Origin of the sequence: Pseudoalteromonas sp. H71 (assembly GCF_001468485.1) — a bacterium.
Lineage (GTDB): Bacteria > Pseudomonadota > Gammaproteobacteria > Enterobacterales > Alteromonadaceae > Pseudoalteromonas.
Genome location: NZ_LODI01000045.1, coordinates 41,533 through 60,384 on the forward strand (window position 1 = coordinate 41,533; position 18,852 = coordinate 60,384).

19 protein-coding genes, 1 tRNA gene and 2 pseudogenes are annotated in these 18,852 nt (G+C 39.5%); 10 read left to right on the plus strand and 12 right to left on the minus strand.

The window, feature by feature from the left end:
* Position 1: 1 nt before the first annotated feature.
* From ATS71_RS15570 to dnaQ, 3 genes are all read right to left on the minus strand, one after another.
* Positions 2-78: transfer RNA gene (locus tag ATS71_RS15570), tRNA-Asp, on the minus strand.
* A gap of 97 nt (positions 79-175) precedes the next feature.
* On the minus strand, positions 176-1,546 hold the full coding sequence (locus tag ATS71_RS15575) for a TIGR03503 family protein (RefSeq protein ID WP_058405642.1): 1,371 nt from the start codon (positions 1,544-1,546) through the stop codon (positions 176-178).
* A 9-nt stretch (positions 1,547-1,555) separates the two neighbouring features.
* Positions 1,556-2,269 carry a DNA polymerase III subunit epsilon gene (gene dnaQ, locus ATS71_RS15580; protein ID WP_058405643.1) on the minus strand — a complete coding sequence of 238 codons (714 nt, stop codon included), beginning with the start codon at positions 2,267-2,269 and terminating at the stop codon, positions 1,556-1,558.
* 68 nt (positions 2,270-2,337) lie between these two features.
* Here dnaQ and rnhA point away from each other — a divergent pair, with 68 nt between their 5' ends.
* A complete protein-coding gene (gene rnhA, locus ATS71_RS15585; protein WP_058405644.1) occupies positions 2,338-2,802 on the plus strand; it encodes a ribonuclease HI in 465 nt (154 codons plus the stop codon).
* Positions 2,803-2,813: 11 nt separating this feature from the next.
* On the opposite strand, the gene ATS71_RS15590 is transcribed toward rnhA, so the two are convergent.
* Positions 2,814-3,590 carry a class I SAM-dependent methyltransferase gene (locus ATS71_RS15590; RefSeq protein ID WP_058405645.1) on the minus strand — a complete coding sequence of 259 codons (777 nt, stop codon included), beginning with the start codon at positions 3,588-3,590 and terminating at the stop codon, positions 2,814-2,816.
* Between the two features lie 53 nt (positions 3,591-3,643).
* On the opposite strand from ATS71_RS15590, the gene gloB reads away from it, so the two are divergent.
* The 3 genes and pseudogenes from gloB to ATS71_RS19205 all read left to right on the plus strand — a co-directional run.
* Positions 3,644-4,423 carry a hydroxyacylglutathione hydrolase gene (gene gloB, locus ATS71_RS15595; RefSeq protein WP_058405646.1) on the plus strand — a complete coding sequence of 260 codons (780 nt, stop codon included), beginning with the start codon at positions 3,644-3,646 and terminating at the stop codon, positions 4,421-4,423.
* Positions 4,424-4,622: 199 nt separating this feature from the next.
* Positions 4,623-5,178 (plus strand): annotated as a pseudogene (locus ATS71_RS19200) (transglycosylase SLT domain-containing protein); the annotation flags it as partial.
* A 1-nt stretch (position 5,179) separates the two neighbouring features.
* Positions 5,180-6,097: pseudogene (locus tag ATS71_RS19205) on the plus strand (LysM peptidoglycan-binding domain-containing protein); the annotation flags it as partial.
* A 52-nt stretch (positions 6,098-6,149) separates the two neighbouring features.
* Here ATS71_RS19205 and ATS71_RS15605 read toward each other — a convergent pair.
* Genes ATS71_RS15605 through ATS71_RS15615 form a run of 3 tightly spaced genes read right to left on the minus strand, consistent with a single transcriptional unit; the run spans position 6,150 to position 7,676 of the window.
* Positions 6,150-6,599, minus strand: coding sequence for a flavodoxin (locus ATS71_RS15605; protein ID WP_058405647.1), 450 nt, complete (start codon positions 6,597-6,599; stop codon positions 6,150-6,152).
* Positions 6,599-7,363 (minus strand): tRNA pseudouridine(65) synthase TruC, encoded by a 765-nt coding sequence (gene truC, locus ATS71_RS15610; RefSeq protein ID WP_058405648.1) that lies wholly within the window; start codon positions 7,361-7,363, stop codon positions 6,599-6,601. Before truC ends, ATS71_RS15605 begins: the two co-directional genes overlap by 1 nt.
* Positions 7,356-7,676 carry a YqcC family protein gene (locus ATS71_RS15615; RefSeq protein WP_058405649.1) on the minus strand — a complete coding sequence of 107 codons (321 nt, stop codon included), beginning with the start codon at positions 7,674-7,676 and terminating at the stop codon, positions 7,356-7,358. Before ATS71_RS15615 ends, truC begins: the two co-directional genes overlap by 8 nt.
* 105 nt (positions 7,677-7,781) lie before the next feature.
* On the opposite strand from ATS71_RS15615, the gene ATS71_RS15620 reads away from it, so the two are divergent.
* Complete coding sequence (locus ATS71_RS15620) at positions 7,782-8,810, plus strand: DUF3549 family protein (RefSeq protein WP_058405650.1); 1,029 nt, start codon at positions 7,782-7,784, stop codon at positions 8,808-8,810.
* On the plus strand, positions 8,811-9,110 hold the full coding sequence (locus ATS71_RS15625) for a DUF3301 domain-containing protein (protein ID WP_010557125.1): 300 nt from the start codon (positions 8,811-8,813) through the stop codon (positions 9,108-9,110).
* 742 nt (positions 9,111-9,852) lie between these two features.
* Here ATS71_RS15625 and ATS71_RS15630 read toward each other — a convergent pair.
* Positions 9,853-10,497 (minus strand): GNAT family N-acetyltransferase, encoded by a 645-nt coding sequence (locus tag ATS71_RS15630; protein ID WP_058405651.1) that lies wholly within the window; start codon positions 10,495-10,497, stop codon positions 9,853-9,855.
* A gap of 337 nt (positions 10,498-10,834) precedes the next feature.
* Between ATS71_RS15630 and ATS71_RS15635 the strand changes: the two genes are divergently transcribed.
* From ATS71_RS15635 to ATS71_RS15645, 3 genes are all read left to right on the plus strand, one after another.
* A complete protein-coding gene (locus ATS71_RS15635; protein WP_058405652.1) occupies positions 10,835-11,071 on the plus strand; it encodes a DUF2789 domain-containing protein in 237 nt (78 codons plus the stop codon).
* A gap of 289 nt (positions 11,072-11,360) precedes the next feature.
* On the plus strand, positions 11,361-11,627 hold the full coding sequence (locus tag ATS71_RS15640; RefSeq protein ID WP_058405653.1) for a hypothetical protein: 267 nt from the start codon (positions 11,361-11,363) through the stop codon (positions 11,625-11,627).
* A gap of 13 nt (positions 11,628-11,640) precedes the next feature.
* Entirely contained in the window at positions 11,641-12,414 is a 774-nt protein-coding gene (locus tag ATS71_RS15645; protein WP_058405654.1) for a Zn-ribbon-containing protein, read from the plus strand.
* A gap of 64 nt (positions 12,415-12,478) precedes the next feature.
* Here the strand turns inward: ATS71_RS15645 and syd are convergent, their stop codons facing one another.
* Complete coding sequence (syd, locus tag ATS71_RS15650) at positions 12,479-13,018, minus strand: SecY-interacting protein (RefSeq protein ID WP_058405655.1); 540 nt, start codon at positions 13,016-13,018, stop codon at positions 12,479-12,481.
* Positions 13,019-13,077: 59 nt separating this feature from the next.
* Here syd and queF point away from each other — a divergent pair, with 59 nt between their 5' ends.
* On the plus strand, positions 13,078-13,923 hold the full coding sequence (queF, locus tag ATS71_RS15655; RefSeq protein WP_058405656.1) for an NADPH-dependent 7-cyano-7-deazaguanine reductase QueF: 846 nt from the start codon (positions 13,078-13,080) through the stop codon (positions 13,921-13,923).
* 59 nt (positions 13,924-13,982) lie between these two features.
* Here queF and ATS71_RS15660 read toward each other — a convergent pair whose 3' ends face one another.
* From ATS71_RS15660 to ATS71_RS19210, 3 genes are all read right to left on the minus strand, one after another.
* A complete protein-coding gene (locus ATS71_RS15660) occupies positions 13,983-14,867 on the minus strand; it encodes a peptidylprolyl isomerase (RefSeq protein WP_058405657.1) in 885 nt (294 codons plus the stop codon).
* 69 nt (positions 14,868-14,936) lie between these two features.
* On the minus strand, positions 14,937-18,626 hold the full coding sequence (gene tamB, locus ATS71_RS15665; RefSeq protein ID WP_058405658.1) for an autotransporter assembly complex protein TamB: 3,690 nt from the start codon (positions 18,624-18,626) through the stop codon (positions 14,937-14,939).
* The coding region (locus ATS71_RS19210) for a BamA/TamA family outer membrane protein (protein ID WP_235591509.1) at positions 18,626-18,852 on the minus strand (227 nt) is incomplete at its 5' end. The genes tamB and ATS71_RS19210, both read right to left, overlap by 1 nt.

Genomic DNA, 18,852 nt, shown 5'->3' on the forward strand with positions numbered 1-18,852 from the left:
TTGGCGGAGTGGACGGGACTCGAACCCGCGACCCCCGGCGTGACAGGCCGGTATTCTAACCAACTGAACTACCACTCCGCATTTTCGTTGCTGTTTAGGTCTCCCTGACAGCGGCGTGAATAATACGAACCAGCCCCTACTTCGTCAAGGGCTTTTTTGTTTTTTTATAGGTTTTTTAGTCATCTGACATCGAAAGGTTTAAAATTTCACCTGATTTGTCATTTTTTGAACCGTTTTTGTCAACTTGATTTTTTTCTGTGCCGTCTGCATCTTGATTCGCGTGTTTCTTTTTATTTAAAAAAGGTAACGATAGTTTAATTTTAATCGGTTTTTTTTGTACAAATATTCGAATAGCTAACCAGCCAAGTAATATAATTAAAATATTACAGCCAATTATTAAGCTTACAATAGTGGATGTGGCCATTTTTTCTTCTTCAGGCTCAATTGGTGTGGCTTGTTCGGCTGCAACAACTGTTGCAGGATCAACTTCTGGCACGGCTTCTATTGGCCGGGCTATTTCAAATTTATAGGTTGGTAAAGTGGCCATAAATTCACGGCCGTTATTGTTAGTACCAAAAACAGACAGTTCTACACTGTATCGACCCCAATCATAGTTTTTAATTATCAACTCTCTGGTTTCACTTTGCGTAGCGTTAATTGTAAACATTTGCTCTTCGTTATTTGGGTAGTAAATCTTACCCTGAAAAATAACGGTCTCAGGTTTAACTATTTTATTGTCTATTGCGATCGTTAATTTATGTTCATCAATATTTTCATCTGCAAGTGCAATATCGAAACCAAACGGTGGTTCATGCACAATGATGGTGTTTTGAACTACCCTGCGTTGCAGTAAGGGAGTTGAAATGTAAAGTTCTGGTATCCACTCACCTTCAGGAAACACAAGTTTGAACTCACCGGTAAATACACCGTCTTTTGGGCGTTCATCAAATCCACGCCCGTCGTCTTTAAATTCGGCGACCTCTTGAACACCTGCGCCAAAGTTTGCAAAACTATCGTTATTCGTACTTACAAAGTCAACATTAAGACTCACAACGTCTCTAAATAGATTTGCGTTAATGGGTTCACCATCATTTAATATTTGGCCAGTTACTTTTATAGTCTCGCCTCTAAAAAGCATGGGGGGTAACGGCTCTGCCTTAAGCGATATTTCACCCAGTACAACAATTCTGCTATCTGGTGAAATACTTCCTATAACTTGCCACGGACCTGGCATTGGTTTTTTTATAGTGACAAGGTCATAGCTAAGCTCGTCAAACCATTCAATATTCGTATCTCTAACTGCGTTGGTGGCAAAATACTTACTGCCATCAGGCCTAACTAAGATAACGGCAGGTGTTCCTGGTTTTCTGAAAAAGAGTAATGTGATTTCGTCTATTTGGCTGTCAATTCGAAAGCGATTGTCGAGTAAGGGGATTTCATTTTGCAGGCCATCCCGTTTTAATACTTCAACTTGCTCTGCGCTGTAAGCATTACTTGGTAACAAGCTTAGTGCACATAACACGATTACAAAATACATTATTCTCATTATAAGGCCTTATTCAGCGCGCCATAGGCATTGGCCGCCTTCTTTATTTACAAGATCCAATCTGGCTTCGTGTGCGCTTTGCTCTTCATCTGTGGCGCGTAATACAACCAATGGCTCTCTTTCGCTGGTTAAACGTCTTATACCACCTTGCTGTTGCTCGCTACCATCATCTTTGTTTTGATTTAAGTTTAACTTTGTTTGTCCGCCTGTCATGGCAAGATAAACATCAGCTAAAATCTCAGAATCCAGTAACGCGCCGTGTAAGGTCCGTTTGGCGTTGTCTATGTCGTAACGTCGGCATAACGCATCTAGGTTATTCTTTTGACCAGGATGCAAATCACGCGCCATTTTAAGCGTGTCGAGAACTTGACAGTAATCATGGGTATTTGGAAAGCCTTGATTAAGCAATGCAAATTCATTATCCATGTGGCCCACATCGAACGGGGCATTATGAATAACAAGCTCAGCGCCTTTTATATAGTCAAAAAACTCTTGTGCAATATCGCGATAAAGCGGTTTGTCGCGTAAAAATTCATTAGTAATACCGTGAACGTCAATCGCTTCTTCTTCTATGCTACGTTGCGGATTAATATAAACATGAAAGTTATTACCTGTTAAACGACGGTTTACTAACTCTACACAACCAATTTCTATAATCCGGTGCCCTTGTTTAGGGTCGATGCCGGTGGTTTCTGTATCTAAAACTATTTGTCTACGTGCCATATCGAATTAAGCCTGACTCTGGTATCTTTCTATAATCACTTTATTGTACATAAGATCAAGGTAAAACAGTGCAAAAAACCGTAGAGATTTACACCGATGGCTCATGTTTAGGTAATCCAGGCCCCGGTGGTTATGGTATTTTTATGATTTATGACGCCCATGAAAAAAAATTAAGCCAAGGCTATAAGCTCACCACTAACAATCGCATGGAAATGCTCGCGGCTATAGTGGCACTTGAATCACTTAACCGTGCTTGTGTTATAAACCTAACAACAGATAGTCAATACGTAAAACAAGGTATTGAGTCATGGATTTCAAATTGGAAAAAACGTGGCTGGTTAACGTCAGCTAAAAAGCCAGTTAAAAATGTAGACTTGTGGAAGCGCCTAGATGCAGCTTGCAGCCAACACACAGTAAATTGGAAGTGGGTTAAAGGTCATAGCGGCCATAAGTACAACGAAATAGTTGACGATTTAGCTCGCGATGCAGCTGGCAGCAAAGATTTACTCGAAGATGTAGGCTACCAACCTTAATTTATTTGCTGCTAACGGTTGTCACTTTTTTGGTCGCACGTTTTGTAATGCTGCTTAGAGGTTTGCCTAAGCCCCGCCCCTTTGACAGGCACAAACTGTGGTCGAGCATGCCACTTAGGCTTTATTGGTGTAAGTGGGGCAACGCGCTTTCGAGCCACCAGCATATAAACACTGCCCATTGGTTTTAAATATTGCTTGGCAAATGATCGCCAAAATTCAAACCGTGATAATCTGTTTCCCCTCGCTAGTGATGAGTAAATAAATCGCTCGTCACTTACAATTTCAAACCCCAATAAATTTAGCCAATCTTTTACTCTTGCAGGGGTAAAAAATCGTCCTGTCCAAGGTAGTTTTTGCCCGCTAAACGGCAACATTTGCGCTAGCCCACACAAACTCAACGGATTAAACCCTGTAATTAAAACGTAGCCGCCAGGTATAAGTGTTCGATGAGCTTCTCGTAAAATGTGGTGTGGATCTGAATGGTACTCTAAGCAATGGCTTAAAATACACGCGTCAACGCTATGCTCATAAAAAGGCAATTCGTCTATGTCTGCCACAACCCCCGTATAAGGTCCCGGCTCTGCGACACACACTTGGTGCTTAATGGTACTTAAACTTGTATTTAACTCACCGCTTAAATTACCTAACTTAAGCATATGGTAACCAAACATACGTGGTAGCCAATATTGCATTTTACGTTCAATATCAGCTTGCAAATAATCCCCGTGAGGGAACTGCTGCCACGACAGTGGTTTGGGTCCTTCTTGAAAACTAAGGGCTGGTTTCATTTTATGAGCTCGTTATACTATGCGTTAAGTGTCACTTTATAGAGCAATTTAACATGGTGCAAGTCAAAGCAATTAAAGCCTTTTCAGATAATTATATTTGGTGTTTAACCACTGAAAATAGCCCTCAAGCATGGGTCGTTGACCCCGGGCAGGCTGAGCCTGTGCTCGCGCATCTTGCAGCACAAAATTTAACATTGGGTGGCATTTTAATTACCCACCACCATTACGATCATACCGATGGAGTTGCGCAACTAATAAAGCAAAACCCGACAGTTACAGTTAACGTATACGGACCTAAAAACAGTCCATTTAAAGGCATAACGCACCCATTGGTTGATGACGATTATATTGAAGTTTTAGGTATTAGCTTCAAAGTGTTAACCACCCCAGGGCACACACTGGATCATATTTGTTTTGTGAATAACGACATAGCATTTACTGGTGATACCTTATTCAGTGGTGGCTGTGGCCGTTTATTCGAAGGAACCAGTGAACAAATGTGGCATTCTCTTAACAAGTTAAAAGCACTGCCTGCAGCGTGTAAAATATTTTGCACTCACGAATACACACAAGCAAATTTAGCCTTTGCCAAAGCCGTTGAGCCACGCAACCCTGCGTTAATTGCGCACAGTGAGTTAGTAGATGAGCTAAGGAAAGAAGATAAAATTTCCTTACCAACCACAATCGGAAAAGAGCTTAAAATAAATCCGTTTATGCGTAGCGACATTCCAACTATTACAGAAGAAGTACCTGAAGAATTTATCTTGGTTACAAAAAACAATGAACCTTGGCGTAACTTTGCAGCTCTTAGAAAGTTCAAAGATAATTTTTAGCGCATATGCGTTTAATATTTAAAATCATTAACTTGAAATATATGAACACGTCCGACTAAGTGCTGTAATTGTCATAAAGTGGTAATGTTAGTTTATAAAAGGTAACATTTGCCGAGTTTTTTTACCCGATGTATTGGTATTTATGAATAAATCTCCTCTTATAATAACCTTGGCGCTTGCGCTAAGTGGTTGTCAAACATTGACCACCTTAGACTCAAACTCTCAAGAAGCAAATCAAGCCAGTGAGCAGCTTGAAGGTGCGAGCCCAAATGATATTAACAATGCATTAATGGTAAACGCGCAATATCAACAACTAGATAGCGATGAACTAGAAGCGCCTGTGTTTGACGATGTATGGGAGCGAATTCGTTACCAACTATCGATTAATGTTCCTCAAAACCGCCCAGTTGTGGCCGAGCGTAACTATTACGCAAAGCATCAACGTTATTTAGACCGTATTTCAAAGCGTGCAGAGCCGTACCTTCATTTTATTGTTGAAGAAGTAGAAAAACGCGAGATGCCAATCGAAATTGCGCTCCTTCCTATTGTAGAAAGCGCTTTTGATCCCTTTGGCTATTCTCATAGAACGGCCTCCGGTATTTGGCAATTTATGCCACAAACAGGTGAACGTTTTGATTTAAAACAAAACTGGTGGTACGACGGTCGCCGAGATATTGTGCAATCAACCCGTGCAGCATTAGATTATTTGTCTTATCTTCACAAAACACTTGAAGGTGATTGGCTCAATGCCATAGNAAAAAGCATTTGCCTACCGATTTTTGGTCATTAGATTTACCAAGAGAAACCACGGCTTATGTACCAAAGCTACTGGCACTGGCTGACTTATTAAAACGCTCGGATGAATTTAATGTAACGTGGAAACCTATTATCAACGCCCAAGTGGTAGACGTTGTTGATGTGGGATCACAAATAGACCTTGCTCTTGCTGCCGAAATGGCAGACATGACATTAACCGAGCTTTACAGATTAAACCCAGGGTTTAATCGTTGGGCTACTGATCCAAATGGCCCGCACTCTTTGCTTTTACCCATTGATAAAGCACAGCAGTTTTCTGAAAAACTTGCCAATACTGATATTAAAAATAGGCTTCGTTGGCAACGATACGTGGTAAAAAGCGGCGATAGCTTGTCTGTGATTGCTAAAAAGTTTACCACTAGCACCAGCGCGATTCGATCTCTGAATAAGCTTGATTCGAATACAATACGCATTGGACAAGAGCTATTAGTGCCGTTAACCGACGGTGCAATAAATAGCGAGCACCTACCAAAGCAAATGCGTATGGCTGCTAATAAAACATCACGCACTAAGCTTTCTCACACCGTAAAAAGTGGCGATACCTTATGGGATATTAGCCGCGAATACGATGTCACAATGGATGAATTGGCAAAGTGGAATAAGCTTAAAAAGAATGCAGTGCTGCGCTTAAATCAAAAGCTCACAGTGTATAAATCACAAAATACAACGGCCAGCGCAACTAAAAGCACTAACCGCACGATTACGTACAAAGTGCGAAGAGGCGATTCACTTGCGCGTATTGCGTCTAAGTTTAATTTAACGGTAAGCGAGATTATTAAATGGAATAATTTAGCTGGTCAAAAGTACTTACAACCGGGGCAAAAATTAAAGCTTAAAGTGGATGTAAGAAGTAGTTAACTACAGCAAACAAAAAGGAGCGCATGCGCTCCTTTTTGTATACCAATAAAAATTAACCTGGTAGCTTTTCAAGCCATGCTTTTAACCAAGGCTCTGTCACTGGCCAAGGCTCAAAATCCTCACACGCATCAATCTCTAAACGGTTACCGACAGGTTTTGCTTGTAAATCACGTAATAGTTCATCAAAGCTTCGACCTGCACCACAAAAAGTATCACCATAGCTTCTGTCACCCATAGCCACCACTCCAAATGGCTTGTCTGTAAGCATAGGGAAACTACTATTAAGTGCATAATATAAGCCAGCTAGGTTACTTGGCACGTCACCCTGCCCTGTCGTTGAGGTAACAATTAATATGTTTGTTGCGTTTTTAATATCGTCAAGCGAAGACTCTGTGATGAGCGTGGCGCTATGACCTGCCTGTTCAATACAAGCTGCTATGTCACCGCTTAAACGTTCAGCACCACCATTTACAGTGCCTACAAAAATACTAATATGTGCCATTAATAATCCTTCTCTTCGTTCGGCCAACCAAGTTGCTCACAAATTTGTAGCATATCATGACCTAGTGGCGCTTTAATCGTTATTGGTTTGTTAGTGTAAGGGTGCACAAAACTCAGCTCAGTTGCAAACAGCATTAAGCGTCGTAATTCAAAGTGTTCCCTAAAAAATTGGTTGTGTTGATTGTCGCCATGATTAACATCACCAATTATAGGTAACGATAAATGCTTTAAATGCCGACGAATCTGATGCTTGCGCCCTGTTTTAGGAAAACACTCGACTAATGAATACCGCACTGTTGGGTATTTGCCTATAGGAATGGGCAATGCAGCTTGATACAAACGATTAAACTGGGTTTGCGCCTCCTGTGGCGCTTTGTTTTGATCTGCAAATTTATCGGCAATTTTATCAAGCTCTTCTTTTAAAGGCTTATCTAAAAAAACCGATTCAGGGGCAAATCCCCGAACCAAAGCTAAATATCGTTTAGAAATAGTGCCCTCAATAAAAAGCTGATTTATATCGCGAGCAGATTCTGAGCTAAGTGCAAAAATTAAAACTCCTGACGTGGGCCTATCAAGCCTGTGAACAGGAAAAACGTGCTGGCCTAACTGATCGCGCAACATTTGCATAGCAAATTGTGTTTCATGTTTATCTAAAAAGGAACGATGCACCAATAGCCCTGACGGTTTATTAATGGCAACAAAGTTTTCGTCTTGGTACAAAATGTCGAGTTCGCCGTATTCAGTTGGCGCTAGGCGCTCACTCATGCGGTTCCCCTAATAGTGTATCTAACTGTGTCAGCACCTCTATAATTTCATCACTCCCTGATTTATTAATCAAGGTCATTTGAGCCATGGGGGCAATAGCAAAGTTTCGCGGTAGTGGTTGATTATGAGTGATTAAATGCTGCATTTTTTCAATAAACACAAACTGCAACCACTGTTCAAACGCCATCGAATCGTGACAAAAAGGAACACTAGAATTTAGTGCTTCTGCTGAAATTGGCTCAGATTGCCAAAGTTGATGCTTTTGTAATAGTGCCTTCAATTGCACTAAAAAAGCTTGGGTTTGTTGGTACATAACCACCCTCTTTTTAAGTTATACGGCAATTATACCCTGTTCCCACACAGCTCGCTATGGCGTATAATCGGCCCAATTTGCAGTAAAAAAACAATCGGGAATACAATGAGTGATCAAATAGCAACCTTAGGCCAACTTTTAGATGGTGCTGGCACGCAATGGCGGGCTTTTGATATTGGCAGGCACATTACTAAACTCGATAAACAACAATTTTTAGCTATTGAACAAGCTCAAGTACCTTACCCTTACCCGCTTGCTGGTCATGCATGGCTTGCAATTCAATTTTGGGATGCCAAAGCGAGTAAAGAACCTTATGTGTGGTTTTTAAAATTTCCGCTTGATGAGCAGAGTAAATTAGTCAGTGCAAGTCGTGATCACTTTGCCGATATGGTTATTCAAGCAATTGGCACTGAAATTACGGGTGAAAAAGCAGAGGGGAAGCTTGATAATAACCCTTATGTATTTACACCTAACGCAAATAAACTGGCTGCATTTAACGCGCAAGTTAAAGTGTTACTAAAACAACCCGCTTCTCAATACTACGAATACGCGCAGCTATACTTTAGCGCAAAGTTGGGCTTTGATAATTGGCAAACTGTTGCACTGCAAGGCATTGCTGATTTTGCTCTGCGTCTTGATAACGATCAAAACTTAAGTAACTTGAAAAAAGCGTGGACGCATTTACCCCTTGAAGTATTGCAACCACTTAGCGCAATGCTTGAACATGTAGAAATACCGCCAACGTTGAGCGAGCTTTTGCTGGTGCACGGTCTAGCAGCGATTGAGAAAAATGATACCGTAGCTTTAACCGCTGCTCTTCGCTCAATCTCTAAAGGTCAGGCGCAAGGCCTATGCGCACAACTTGTTGATGCAACATTAAACTCATCGCTTAAAAGCAACTCGGACGTACTTTTAACTATTGCTGGGCGTTGTTTTATACAGTTAGAAGACCCCGAACGATTGCATATATTTATGGATAACTGTGCACAACATCAAAAAATAGAGGCGCTTTTTCCAAGTATTTTTGCGGATTTAGTTGCAATACCGACCATTCGACCTCACCTATTAGGTTTATTACGAAAAGAAGATCGAAGCGAAGCCCTCGCTCGTGCAATTGGAAGGTTATTCTCTTAAATGGCAAGTTTATGGACGTTTATATTAATTGGTAGTGTTATTTATTTGTTTTGGCTAAATAGAAAAGTTGCCGAAGCGGCTAATGTTCATGCTAAACGTCAATGTGAGCAATTAAATGTGCAACTTATGAGTGTTGCTTGCACAAAGCGTCGTTTTGGTTTTCTAAAAAGTGGTAAACCTGGAATAAAAAGTGAGTTTTCATTTGAGTTTTCAAGTGACGGTGAAAATGCGTATCAGGGAATGCTTATTATGGAAAATGAGTTTTTAAAAAGTGTTGTCGTTCCACCACACAAAATCTGAGTGATCTTATGCATTTAATGTATAAAATTATTACAATTGTATAGCACAAAAAACTAAGGCGTAACTAAAGTTACGCCCCAATTGGACTGCTTCCTGCTAGATATCCACTATCTATAATCCGTTTTTTCATCCCCTGAACGAGTAAACAACCCTGTTTACCCTCACATTGCATCATGCAATATCCATCGCCACCTTGGCAAACCCACGTAAACTAACACTTGGCTAAATCTATAGCGTCATCCATGTTAATCCTTTAAAGTAGCGCCCTGCCACTTTGTGCATCCTGCGGCGTCCCTTCGCTTTCCCGGCATTCACGTACAATCTAATACGCGGCTGCGTCCTGCAACTTTATCCTTTATATCCCTAAAGTAGCTCCTGCCACTTAGTGCATCTTGCACTTCCTGTTCATCCTTGCTGTCCTTGTTAACTTGTCCTTTTTGCATCCTGCTAGCATCTGCTGTTTTGCCTATTCCTTATCCGTGGCAGTAGCTTATTCGTTAAGCTATGTCTTCTTGACAAGGTAAAGTTTAGAGCAAACGGGAGGAGGAAGTAGCATGTGAGATAAAATAATTCTTTGTCATAAAAAAGAACAAATTTATAAACCAATGAAAAACAATAAGTTAAATTAAAAAAGGCGACTGAATAGTCACCTTTAACTGATTACTCTCACGTCAATGTAAGATATATCGCACGGACTCATGTCCGTTTGGGCGTATTAACTTACACAACAAGGGTTACATTTTTACCCTAATGCATCTTTGAATAATAACTCACCAGCAACTTGGTTAAACGTAAGCTGTTTGAAAGTAATAAATCCCTCAGATTTAAATAACGCTGTATGCTCATTGCGAGTTACAAATACAGCTAAACCAGAAGACTCACTATTTAACTTCACCAGCTCATCAAGTCCTCTTAGCAAATACCGGCCAAACCCTTGCCCATGAAAATGCGGATCGACTGCAATAAAAGCTAAAAAGTAATAACGGCCTTTTTCTTTGAGCGTATCTCTAATCGTTTGTTCTTTTTCTATTAACTGATTAGTTTGCAAATAACCCGCACTTAGCATTAATTTTAAACGCCAATGCCAATAACGCTGAGCTTGAAGTTGACTTGTAGAATCGAACATACAGGCCACGGCTTTTAATTTACCACTTCGATAAAGTCCTATTAGCGGTTGCTTCTCTTGCCAAAAACTACTGAGTTCTTCACGTATTAATGCGCGTAACTTTTTTTCGTAAGCTGATTTATTTGTTTCATCATAGCTAAGCATTGTTTTTAATACAGGGTCATCATGATATGCCTGATAAATTAAGCTTGCGGCAGTGCTTATATCTTCTGCTTCAATGTATTGTACGCTGAACGTTTCTGCGTGTGCGGTTATACTCATTGTATGTCCTTTATTGTTTTAGCCGTAAATATAATCAAAGCTTAATTACTAAAGCTATACGCGAATAACTGCATTTACGAGTATATTTAACCTAATATATAAATACTAAAAATCCTATATTGCGCCGTTTACCCACTATAGGGGATAAATAAGGTCACGTTACTTGTTATTTTTACTATCCTTAATCAACCTCTTAACAAAGGGGCTGGCAATTTATTATTCAGAACCTAAATTACTATATACCTAAAGTATTTAACCGACAATTCAGCTTGAGTTTAGCTAACGCATTGTAGTGTTAGGCTTTAAGGTAATTTTGTTTATTTAAAGGAGTCGTACCATGGATACTACTAAACACGATATTCATACATTATTTGCACAACTTGGTTTACCAAATTCAGAAAATCAAATAGATGAATTTATTGCCTCTAATGAGTTACAAGACACAACACTACTTCAAGATGCAGCATTTTGGGATGAAGCCCAACAGCACTTTTTAGCTGAATCGCTTGCTGAGGATGGTGCTTGGAGTGAAGTGATTGATGAGCTAGATGTTCGCCTTCGCCAAGGTAAATAAAAAATTTAACTAGATACCTGTTTAAATGCCTTTAAAAATATTAACCCATTATGATTTTTAAGCTTGCACTTTAATCATGGCTTTTAGCGAGTACAAGGCTAATTTACAGGTCAATATCTTACTTATTTCAAACTTACTCAAGGTAATTAGCGTTAAAATTAGCTAGTAGACGTAGGTTTTTATCCTAAGTATCAGGTTATTTAATGTAGCCTACCCGTTTTATTGCTACCATAGCACCCGCGCAGCATACACATGCTGCGTTTTATTTAATTTAAGAGTTATAAATATAATGAATTCAGTTGTATTTGATGCAATTCAAGTCCTTTTAGATGAAGGCAAAACACCCACAGTCGCATTAACTAAAAGTCGCTTAGCCCAACCGGTTCCTATGCCAATGATTATTGCAGCTGTGAGCCAATACAAAAATAACCCGGATTCTATAAATAACTTTGTTAAAACCGCGCAGCAGCCAGAAAATGCTGAGCTAAAAGCAAGCAAACTAGACAGAATTGAGCAAAAACTTGATCAATTACTTGCACTGCTAGAACGAAAATAATTTGAGACTATAAATGTTTGTTGTTGATTTAACATTTGATTGTTACCAAGACACTACCCTAGAGCAAGCCGAATACGCTATTAATCGATTAGTAAACGCCTTGCGGTTTAACGGGCAAATAATGGGAGAAGAATTTCCCACAGTTTTAAAAGACGGCTTTTTTATAACCCGTGTTATGTGTCCAACCGAAGACGCCATGCACCCACTAAATAATAGCCCTTTTGTTAAACATAGCATTGAAAAACTGCATAATGCGGGGTTATTAGCACCTAAAGTAAAAGTTATTGGCCAAGATATTCACTCTAATGGAGCCGATTGCTGCACTGAGCCATCAAGTTATATTTTATACACTACTTATGTGCATACATGCAGCCCTCTATATTGTGGCGACGACTTTTTACCTGTGCCATTATTTCGCATCCCAGCTATTGCCAATGGCGATTATAAAACGCTTATTAAGTGGCAAGAAGATTGGCAAGCATGCGATCAAATACAAATTAATGGCGCAACACGCTGTGAATTTCCTGCTCTTGAGGAGATATCTAGTACACAAAGTGATTTATACCGCCGTGGAAAAGATATAACCAAACGCATTAGCTTTTTAACTAAAAAGCCCGTTTATTACTATTTATACCGTGTTGGCGGTGTAGATAAAGCCTCTGAACTTGAGCGTAAATGCCCAAGCTGTAATAGCGATTGGAAACTAGATGAGCCATGGTTTGGGCTATTCGATTTTAGATGTGAACCGTGCGGTTTAGTTTCGAATGTGTCTTGGGATTTTCAATAGCCATTACCAATGACTTTTTAAAATCAGCTTAGTGATAACGCTAAGCTGATTCATTAATTATAATTTAAATTTCAAGCGCTTTTAAAAACGACTCTATAGTAGGTGCAAGCACATGATGCGTTTTTTTACCTACATGTTCTAAACATACTTCCCCTGTATGAATTAACACACTCACCAATAAATCTTCTTTATCTGTTAAACCAATGAACACAGTTTCTGGCTGTTTTAGCTTTCGCTTCATTAATACATGGCCAGTTATATTTTGTTGAAGCATATCAAAGTCGTCGCTATTCCATGCTTGTAGTAGTTCAATTTGATGGCCGTCAATTGTAGCTAACACACTACCGCCATACATGTGTCCATAAAGCTCGCTTAACGCTGTTGGAAACTCAAGCTCAAGTGCATTAGCTAAATTGTTCAATGAACCGGCTGGTTGTTGGCGTATCCCCTTCCATTGAATATACCCTTGCTCATCAACCTCACCAACTTCACACGGGCTCGGCCATTGCGTATCGTGCATGATGAGTGGGTACTTTGCGGTATTTTTAAGGGTATTTTCGCTAAATTCTTTGTGAAGTTGTTCTAACTGCATCGCAACAGACATACTGTGAAACTCATTTAAATTAGATATAATGCGCACATTGTAACTATTTAAGAGCAAACATGACAGATTACAGCAACTCTCCAGATCTTAAAGGCAGTGTATTAGGGCAGTCTACCGAATACGTAGATGTGTACACGCCCAGCTTGCTTTTCCCGATTGCGCGCAAGCTAAATCGTGATGCTTTAAATATTGATGAAGCTCAATTACCCTTTAAAGGCCAGGATATTTGGACCGGTTACGAGCTTTCTTGGTTAAATGCCAAAGGCAAACCGCAAGTAGCCGTTGCTTTATTTACTTTTGAGTGCCAAAGCAGCCATATTATTGAGTCTAAGTCTTTTAAGCTTTATTTAAATAGCTTTAATCAAACCCGATTTGAAAGCATCAACATTGTTAAGCAGCATTTAATTGACGACTTGTCAGCCGCTGTAAAAAGCCCAGTGCAAGTGACATTGTACAAAGCCGACGATTTTAACTGCTTACCTTGTAGTGCGCTTCCAGGCGAGTGTATTGATGAGTTAGATATTGAAATTGATAACTACGATATTGATGCCTATTCACTTAAAGCACAAAGTGATGAAATAGTAACAGAAACGCTCAATAGCCACTTGCTAAAATCTAATTGCTTAATAACGTCTCAACCAGATTGGGCCAGCATTATTATCAGATATACTGGTGAAAAAATGTGTCGAGAATCACTTTTACGCTACTTAATTTCATTTAGAACGCATAATGAGTTTCATGAGCAGTGCGTAGAGCGTATTTATAGTGACTTAACCACGCAACTCAACATTAAAGAGCTTGAAGTCTATGCACGTTATACACGCCGAGGCGGATTAGACATAAACCCATACCGTTCTACGCATTATAACGAAACACCGTTTGCCGTTAAGATTAATCGTCAGTAAATACGTTAAACACTCAAACATGAACTTTAAAAAAGGAGCCTCAGCTCCTTTTTTAAAATTTAAATAACACGCTTTGTTGGGATAGGCATACCACATACATCAACGTAATTATACGATTGGACAAACCAGGGTTCTGTTCGGCTTTTACGCGCATTTATGAGTTGCTTGAAAGATGCTGAGTTTGTCTTCATTACTTTAAATGTGGTTGCGTCGGTTTTAACATCAGCCAACACTTCAATATTCGTTATTGGATTAAACGCCAGCCCCTCAGTAGGTAAACGCTGCAAACGATTAAAATGCTCCATGCCCTTAAGTACTCTACCAAAAACTGTAATATTTTTGTCTAGGTAACGAGGACCTTGCCCAATAGTGACAAAAAACTCAGTACTTGCACTGTTTATATCGTTACCGCGTGCCATTGCAAATACACCATTGCAATGCACTTGCCATGTTTGAGTCTGTGTTTGGTTTTGCGCGACAGCAAAGCCATTTAAAAAACCCGTTACAGGCGCGTATCCATCGCCTTTTAACTCGGTAACTTTTAGTGGTTGCGATGTTGGTAAATAAAACTCTGCAGGTACGGTTTTATTCGCTGTTTTTATTTCTTTTTTACCCGAGCTGTCGCCACCTTGTGCTACAAACCCTTCTACAAAACGATAGACACGGGTGTTTTTATAAAACCCTTCTTGCGCCAACGTTTTAATATGTTGCGTGTGTTTTGGAGCTAGTTGTGGATTTAATGCTATGTAAGCCGAACCTGTAGGTAAGGTTATTTTTAAAATATTTTGAGGGTCAACTACTTGCCACTCATCTGCAGTTGCATTTTTTATTACATCATTGGCACTAAGTGGTGTTTGTATATTTATAACAGATTTATTGTTAGCTGTTGTAGCGCACCCGCTCAGCAAAAGTGCCATAACATAAATTGAAAAACGTGCTTTCATATTCAACCTATTATTTTTATTATTTAAAAGTAGCCTTAAGCAATCTAACTTACCTAAAGCGTTTATTGTTTAATCCCAGTCAAACTTATAGAGCACATCAACATTTTGGTATAAACCACTGGTTACCTCTATATAGAGTTGCGACAACAATTGGTAACGAATAGCCACTTCACTGAGTGACTCAAATACCCCAACGCTGTATTTAACTTGTAAGCTTGGCGCAACATAGCCTGAAATTTCTACCTTGGTGCTGTCACCACTTCCTGACGAACTTAAACTGACATCTGATAAACCAAAGGTTTCACCTACCTTCGAGACAACCCCTTCGCTTCTACTGACCCCTTGAGAAAGTAATAGCTGTGCAAGCATAGCGTTGCTTGATGCTCCCTCTCCCTCTCCTAACGGTTGCCCATTGAGTAAATACGCTAAGGTATGAGCCTGATCCATTGCAGGCTCAGAAAACAGTTTAAGAGTGGGTTGTTTAACATTCCCCGTAAGCGTAACACCAGCTATAACGCCATTTGCTGTATTTGCTGGGTTTCTGATTGCTTTAATATTCAAATAAGGGTGTTCGATGGAGCCACTAAAGCCCACCTGGCCTGTTCTTATAATTAAATTTTGCCCAAATGCTAAATAAGTGCCATTTATTAAATTGAGCTCACCTGTTGCAATAATTGGAACGCCTTGGCTCATTTTAATCGCTAAATCACCAGCCACTTTAGACTCTAATCCGAACGACTCTACTTTAACGTCATTTTTTACAATGACGTTTAAGTCTATGTCGTAATCAAATGGTACCTTTTCGTTGGTTTCAGTTTTTTGATCAACAATAATCTCATCGTCACTAACCTGCACAGCTCCTTCTGGAAGCTCTTCAATCGTAATACGACCATAAGGTACAACTACCTCACCCGCTAATTTAAGTGCATTATTGGCTAACCCTACTTTTAAATCTGGGGATATTTTAAAGGTAACGCCTTGCTGCGCGCGTACAAAAAACTGCTCGCCTTGCACATTTACATTTACTTCAGGTTGCTCACCTTGCCAATCAACATCGCCGTTTAGCTTTACATTGCCACCTTGATTGTCGTTTAAATTGCCCTCTATTGTGGCGGTCGTTTTATCAAATAATATGTTTATATTTGATTTTTGTAGCGCAATAGGAAGCTGTTCACCCTCAAGGTTTATATCGTTTATGTTAAGCTCACCATTTAATAATGGATCTTTTAACGTACCCGCAAGTGCGACCTTACCGCTAATATCACCTTTTAATTGCTCAAGAGTTTCAATAAAGGGTTGTAAGTCTGAAAGTAATATTTTATCAATATTAATAGTGCCATTAAGCGCCTGCGTATTTTGTATGTCGTCAATATTAACGTGTGTATTAATTTTGCCTAATACGCTTGATTCTAAATTAGCTTCAAGCTGCCCCTTTTGAGAATCTGAATAAGCGCTTAGGCTTAATGAGTCTATTGGTAGTCTAAAGCGATCTTCTTCTGAAGTTAAAACAGTGGATAAGTCACTTGCGTTTAAATTTGCGCGTAATGTTTTAAGAGCGCCAGCATTCCAATTGAGCGCCACATTACCTTTTACATCACCACGTGTGCGAATGTTATCGGGTAGGAAGTGTTTTAATTCTTCAAGCGCTAAGTTACTTAATTTAGCATTTAACTGCCCAATTTCTTTTGTTTGAGCCAGTGTATCTATACATAATTTACTTCGATCAGACGCCCAACAATGAGCACTCACATCAAAATCACTCGTTTGACTGTTAAATATAACGGCAATATTTTTGGTATTACTAAAACTAAGCTTTTTATCGCTAAGTGTTACATTACTTACCTCACCATTCCAGGTAGCGTTATTAATTTTACCATTTACTTCAAGCTCAACACTGCCCTGCTCGGCATCAACCGAAGCGGTTAGTTGATGATCTGCTTTGTCGCCAATTGCATCTATTTTTATGTTATTTATTTGCTGATGACCCACTAACGCTGAACCGACATTTACTGATACATCTGTTTGCCAATCGGCAGCGGTATCTAATTGGCCTTTTACATTGAGTTGATTAATATTAATGTCATCAAAAATAAAACTATCGAGTATTAGCGCTAAATCGACTGAAGGCGTTAACCTCTGCCCTCTTACTTTTAAATCGGCGTTGCCGTTTGCAATAAATGGCATATTAGCTTCTGCGTTACTTTTAAGCGTTATTTTACCGTCGACTTTCCATGTATCGTCAACTTGGCCGCTAAGTACCAACTTATTCGTGCCACTACTTAAATAAAGGCTGTCGATATTTGCCTCTAGTGTATTGTTTAGCTGAAAGTTTGACGCAAACTCAAGAGGGACTTCGTTTAGTAATCCGCTTAGCTTAGTATCATCCATTTGTAGTTGCCACGAGCCTTCTTCCGCATTGAATGAACCTTTAAATTGCCCTGAAACATCGCTAGTTGCAGCATCTGTCAAATACTGCGCTTTTAGGTTTGAAAGCGAGCCTTTAAACCCCGCTTTAATGCCCTGCTGCCAATCAACCTTAGCTTTTATAATCGCGCTACTTTCATTGGCTTTAATACTTAATGTTTTAAGCACGGCTTGCGTTAAGCCACCTGTTAACTGTGTATTGAGGTCAACAGCCGGGTATGCCCCTAACTGGCTAGTCGCTATTAAGTTAAGTTGGTAATCATCGGCATTGCCTTTGGCATTTAAGCTAACATTATTTACTTTTAGCTGGTTGCTTTGCGCATCAATAACCCATTGATTAATTTTGCTGTTCAACTTAAACGGGTAATTTTGTTGCTTTAAATTAGCGTTCGCAGTTAACGTGAGTGGGTATTGGCCACTCGTTTCTAAATTCAAATTCAAGTTAGCTAAATCACCGTTTAGCTCTAAATTTGCTTGGTGTTCATCACTGTTTAAAGTCACTTGGCCTTTTAAAGGCAAGTTACCTGCAAGCTCGGCATCTAATTGGGTATTAAGCTGCCACTGCTCGTATTTGGCTGAAAGCGACTGCACATTAATAACGGTGTCTTCTACACTTAATAGCAGCGAAATATTTTCGATATTATGCTGCGCATCGCCCTGTTCAATTGTTACTTTTGCGATATCAAAGGCTTCAATGGCCAAATCAATAGGTGATGTAAATTCAATATCAGGAAGTGCTGGTAATTGCGTAAGTGCAGCTTTGTTGCTTTGAGCAGTTTGTGCCTTGGTGGGTTGTGCTTGCTCTTTTAAAGCAACAAGTATACTAGGGATATTTAAGCTTTTTACAGTGAGCTTTGAATCCACAACCTTAGCTGATAATTTAAAGTTATTAACGTTCAGATCTGCACTAGGGTGGTTTAATGTAAACTCTTTCACCGCTATATTTTTTAATGAAACATTAAAGGGTAAGCTAATTTTTTCAAGGGGCTCAGAAGGCGTTTCATCTTGTATTTGGGCTGTTTTTGGCAAGCTTAATTTTATAGATTTAGCACTTAAGTTATCAATGCAGATACCATCACACTGCCACCAAAATAAATCGATTTTTAATTGTTGAGCCTTAAAATCTAAACCCTTGTTTTTAAAATTAACATTAAACGCATCGTTATAAATAAAGCGGCCATCTTTAATTTCTATGTGTAATCCATCAACAACTTTATTTGCCGTGTAGGCAATAAATTGATTACCGGGTGCCGTAAATAATAAACAAAATACGCTAATAATTAGCGAGACTAAAATTGCACTTACTATGGCTGTTATTTTTTTTAATATTGGCATTAAATTTCTGGCCCTATGGTAATACTTAAACGTGTACTTTTACTCTCTTTGGTTAAGCCCCATGCGTGGTCTATTCGAATAGGGCCTACTGGCGTTAAATATCGAAAACCAAAACCAGCACCCACTTCAAACTCATCTGAAAAATCGTTCGTAGCGGTACCACCATCAACAAATAATGCTGCACGCCAATTTTGAGCAAACTGGTAGTTGTACTCCATAGTACCCG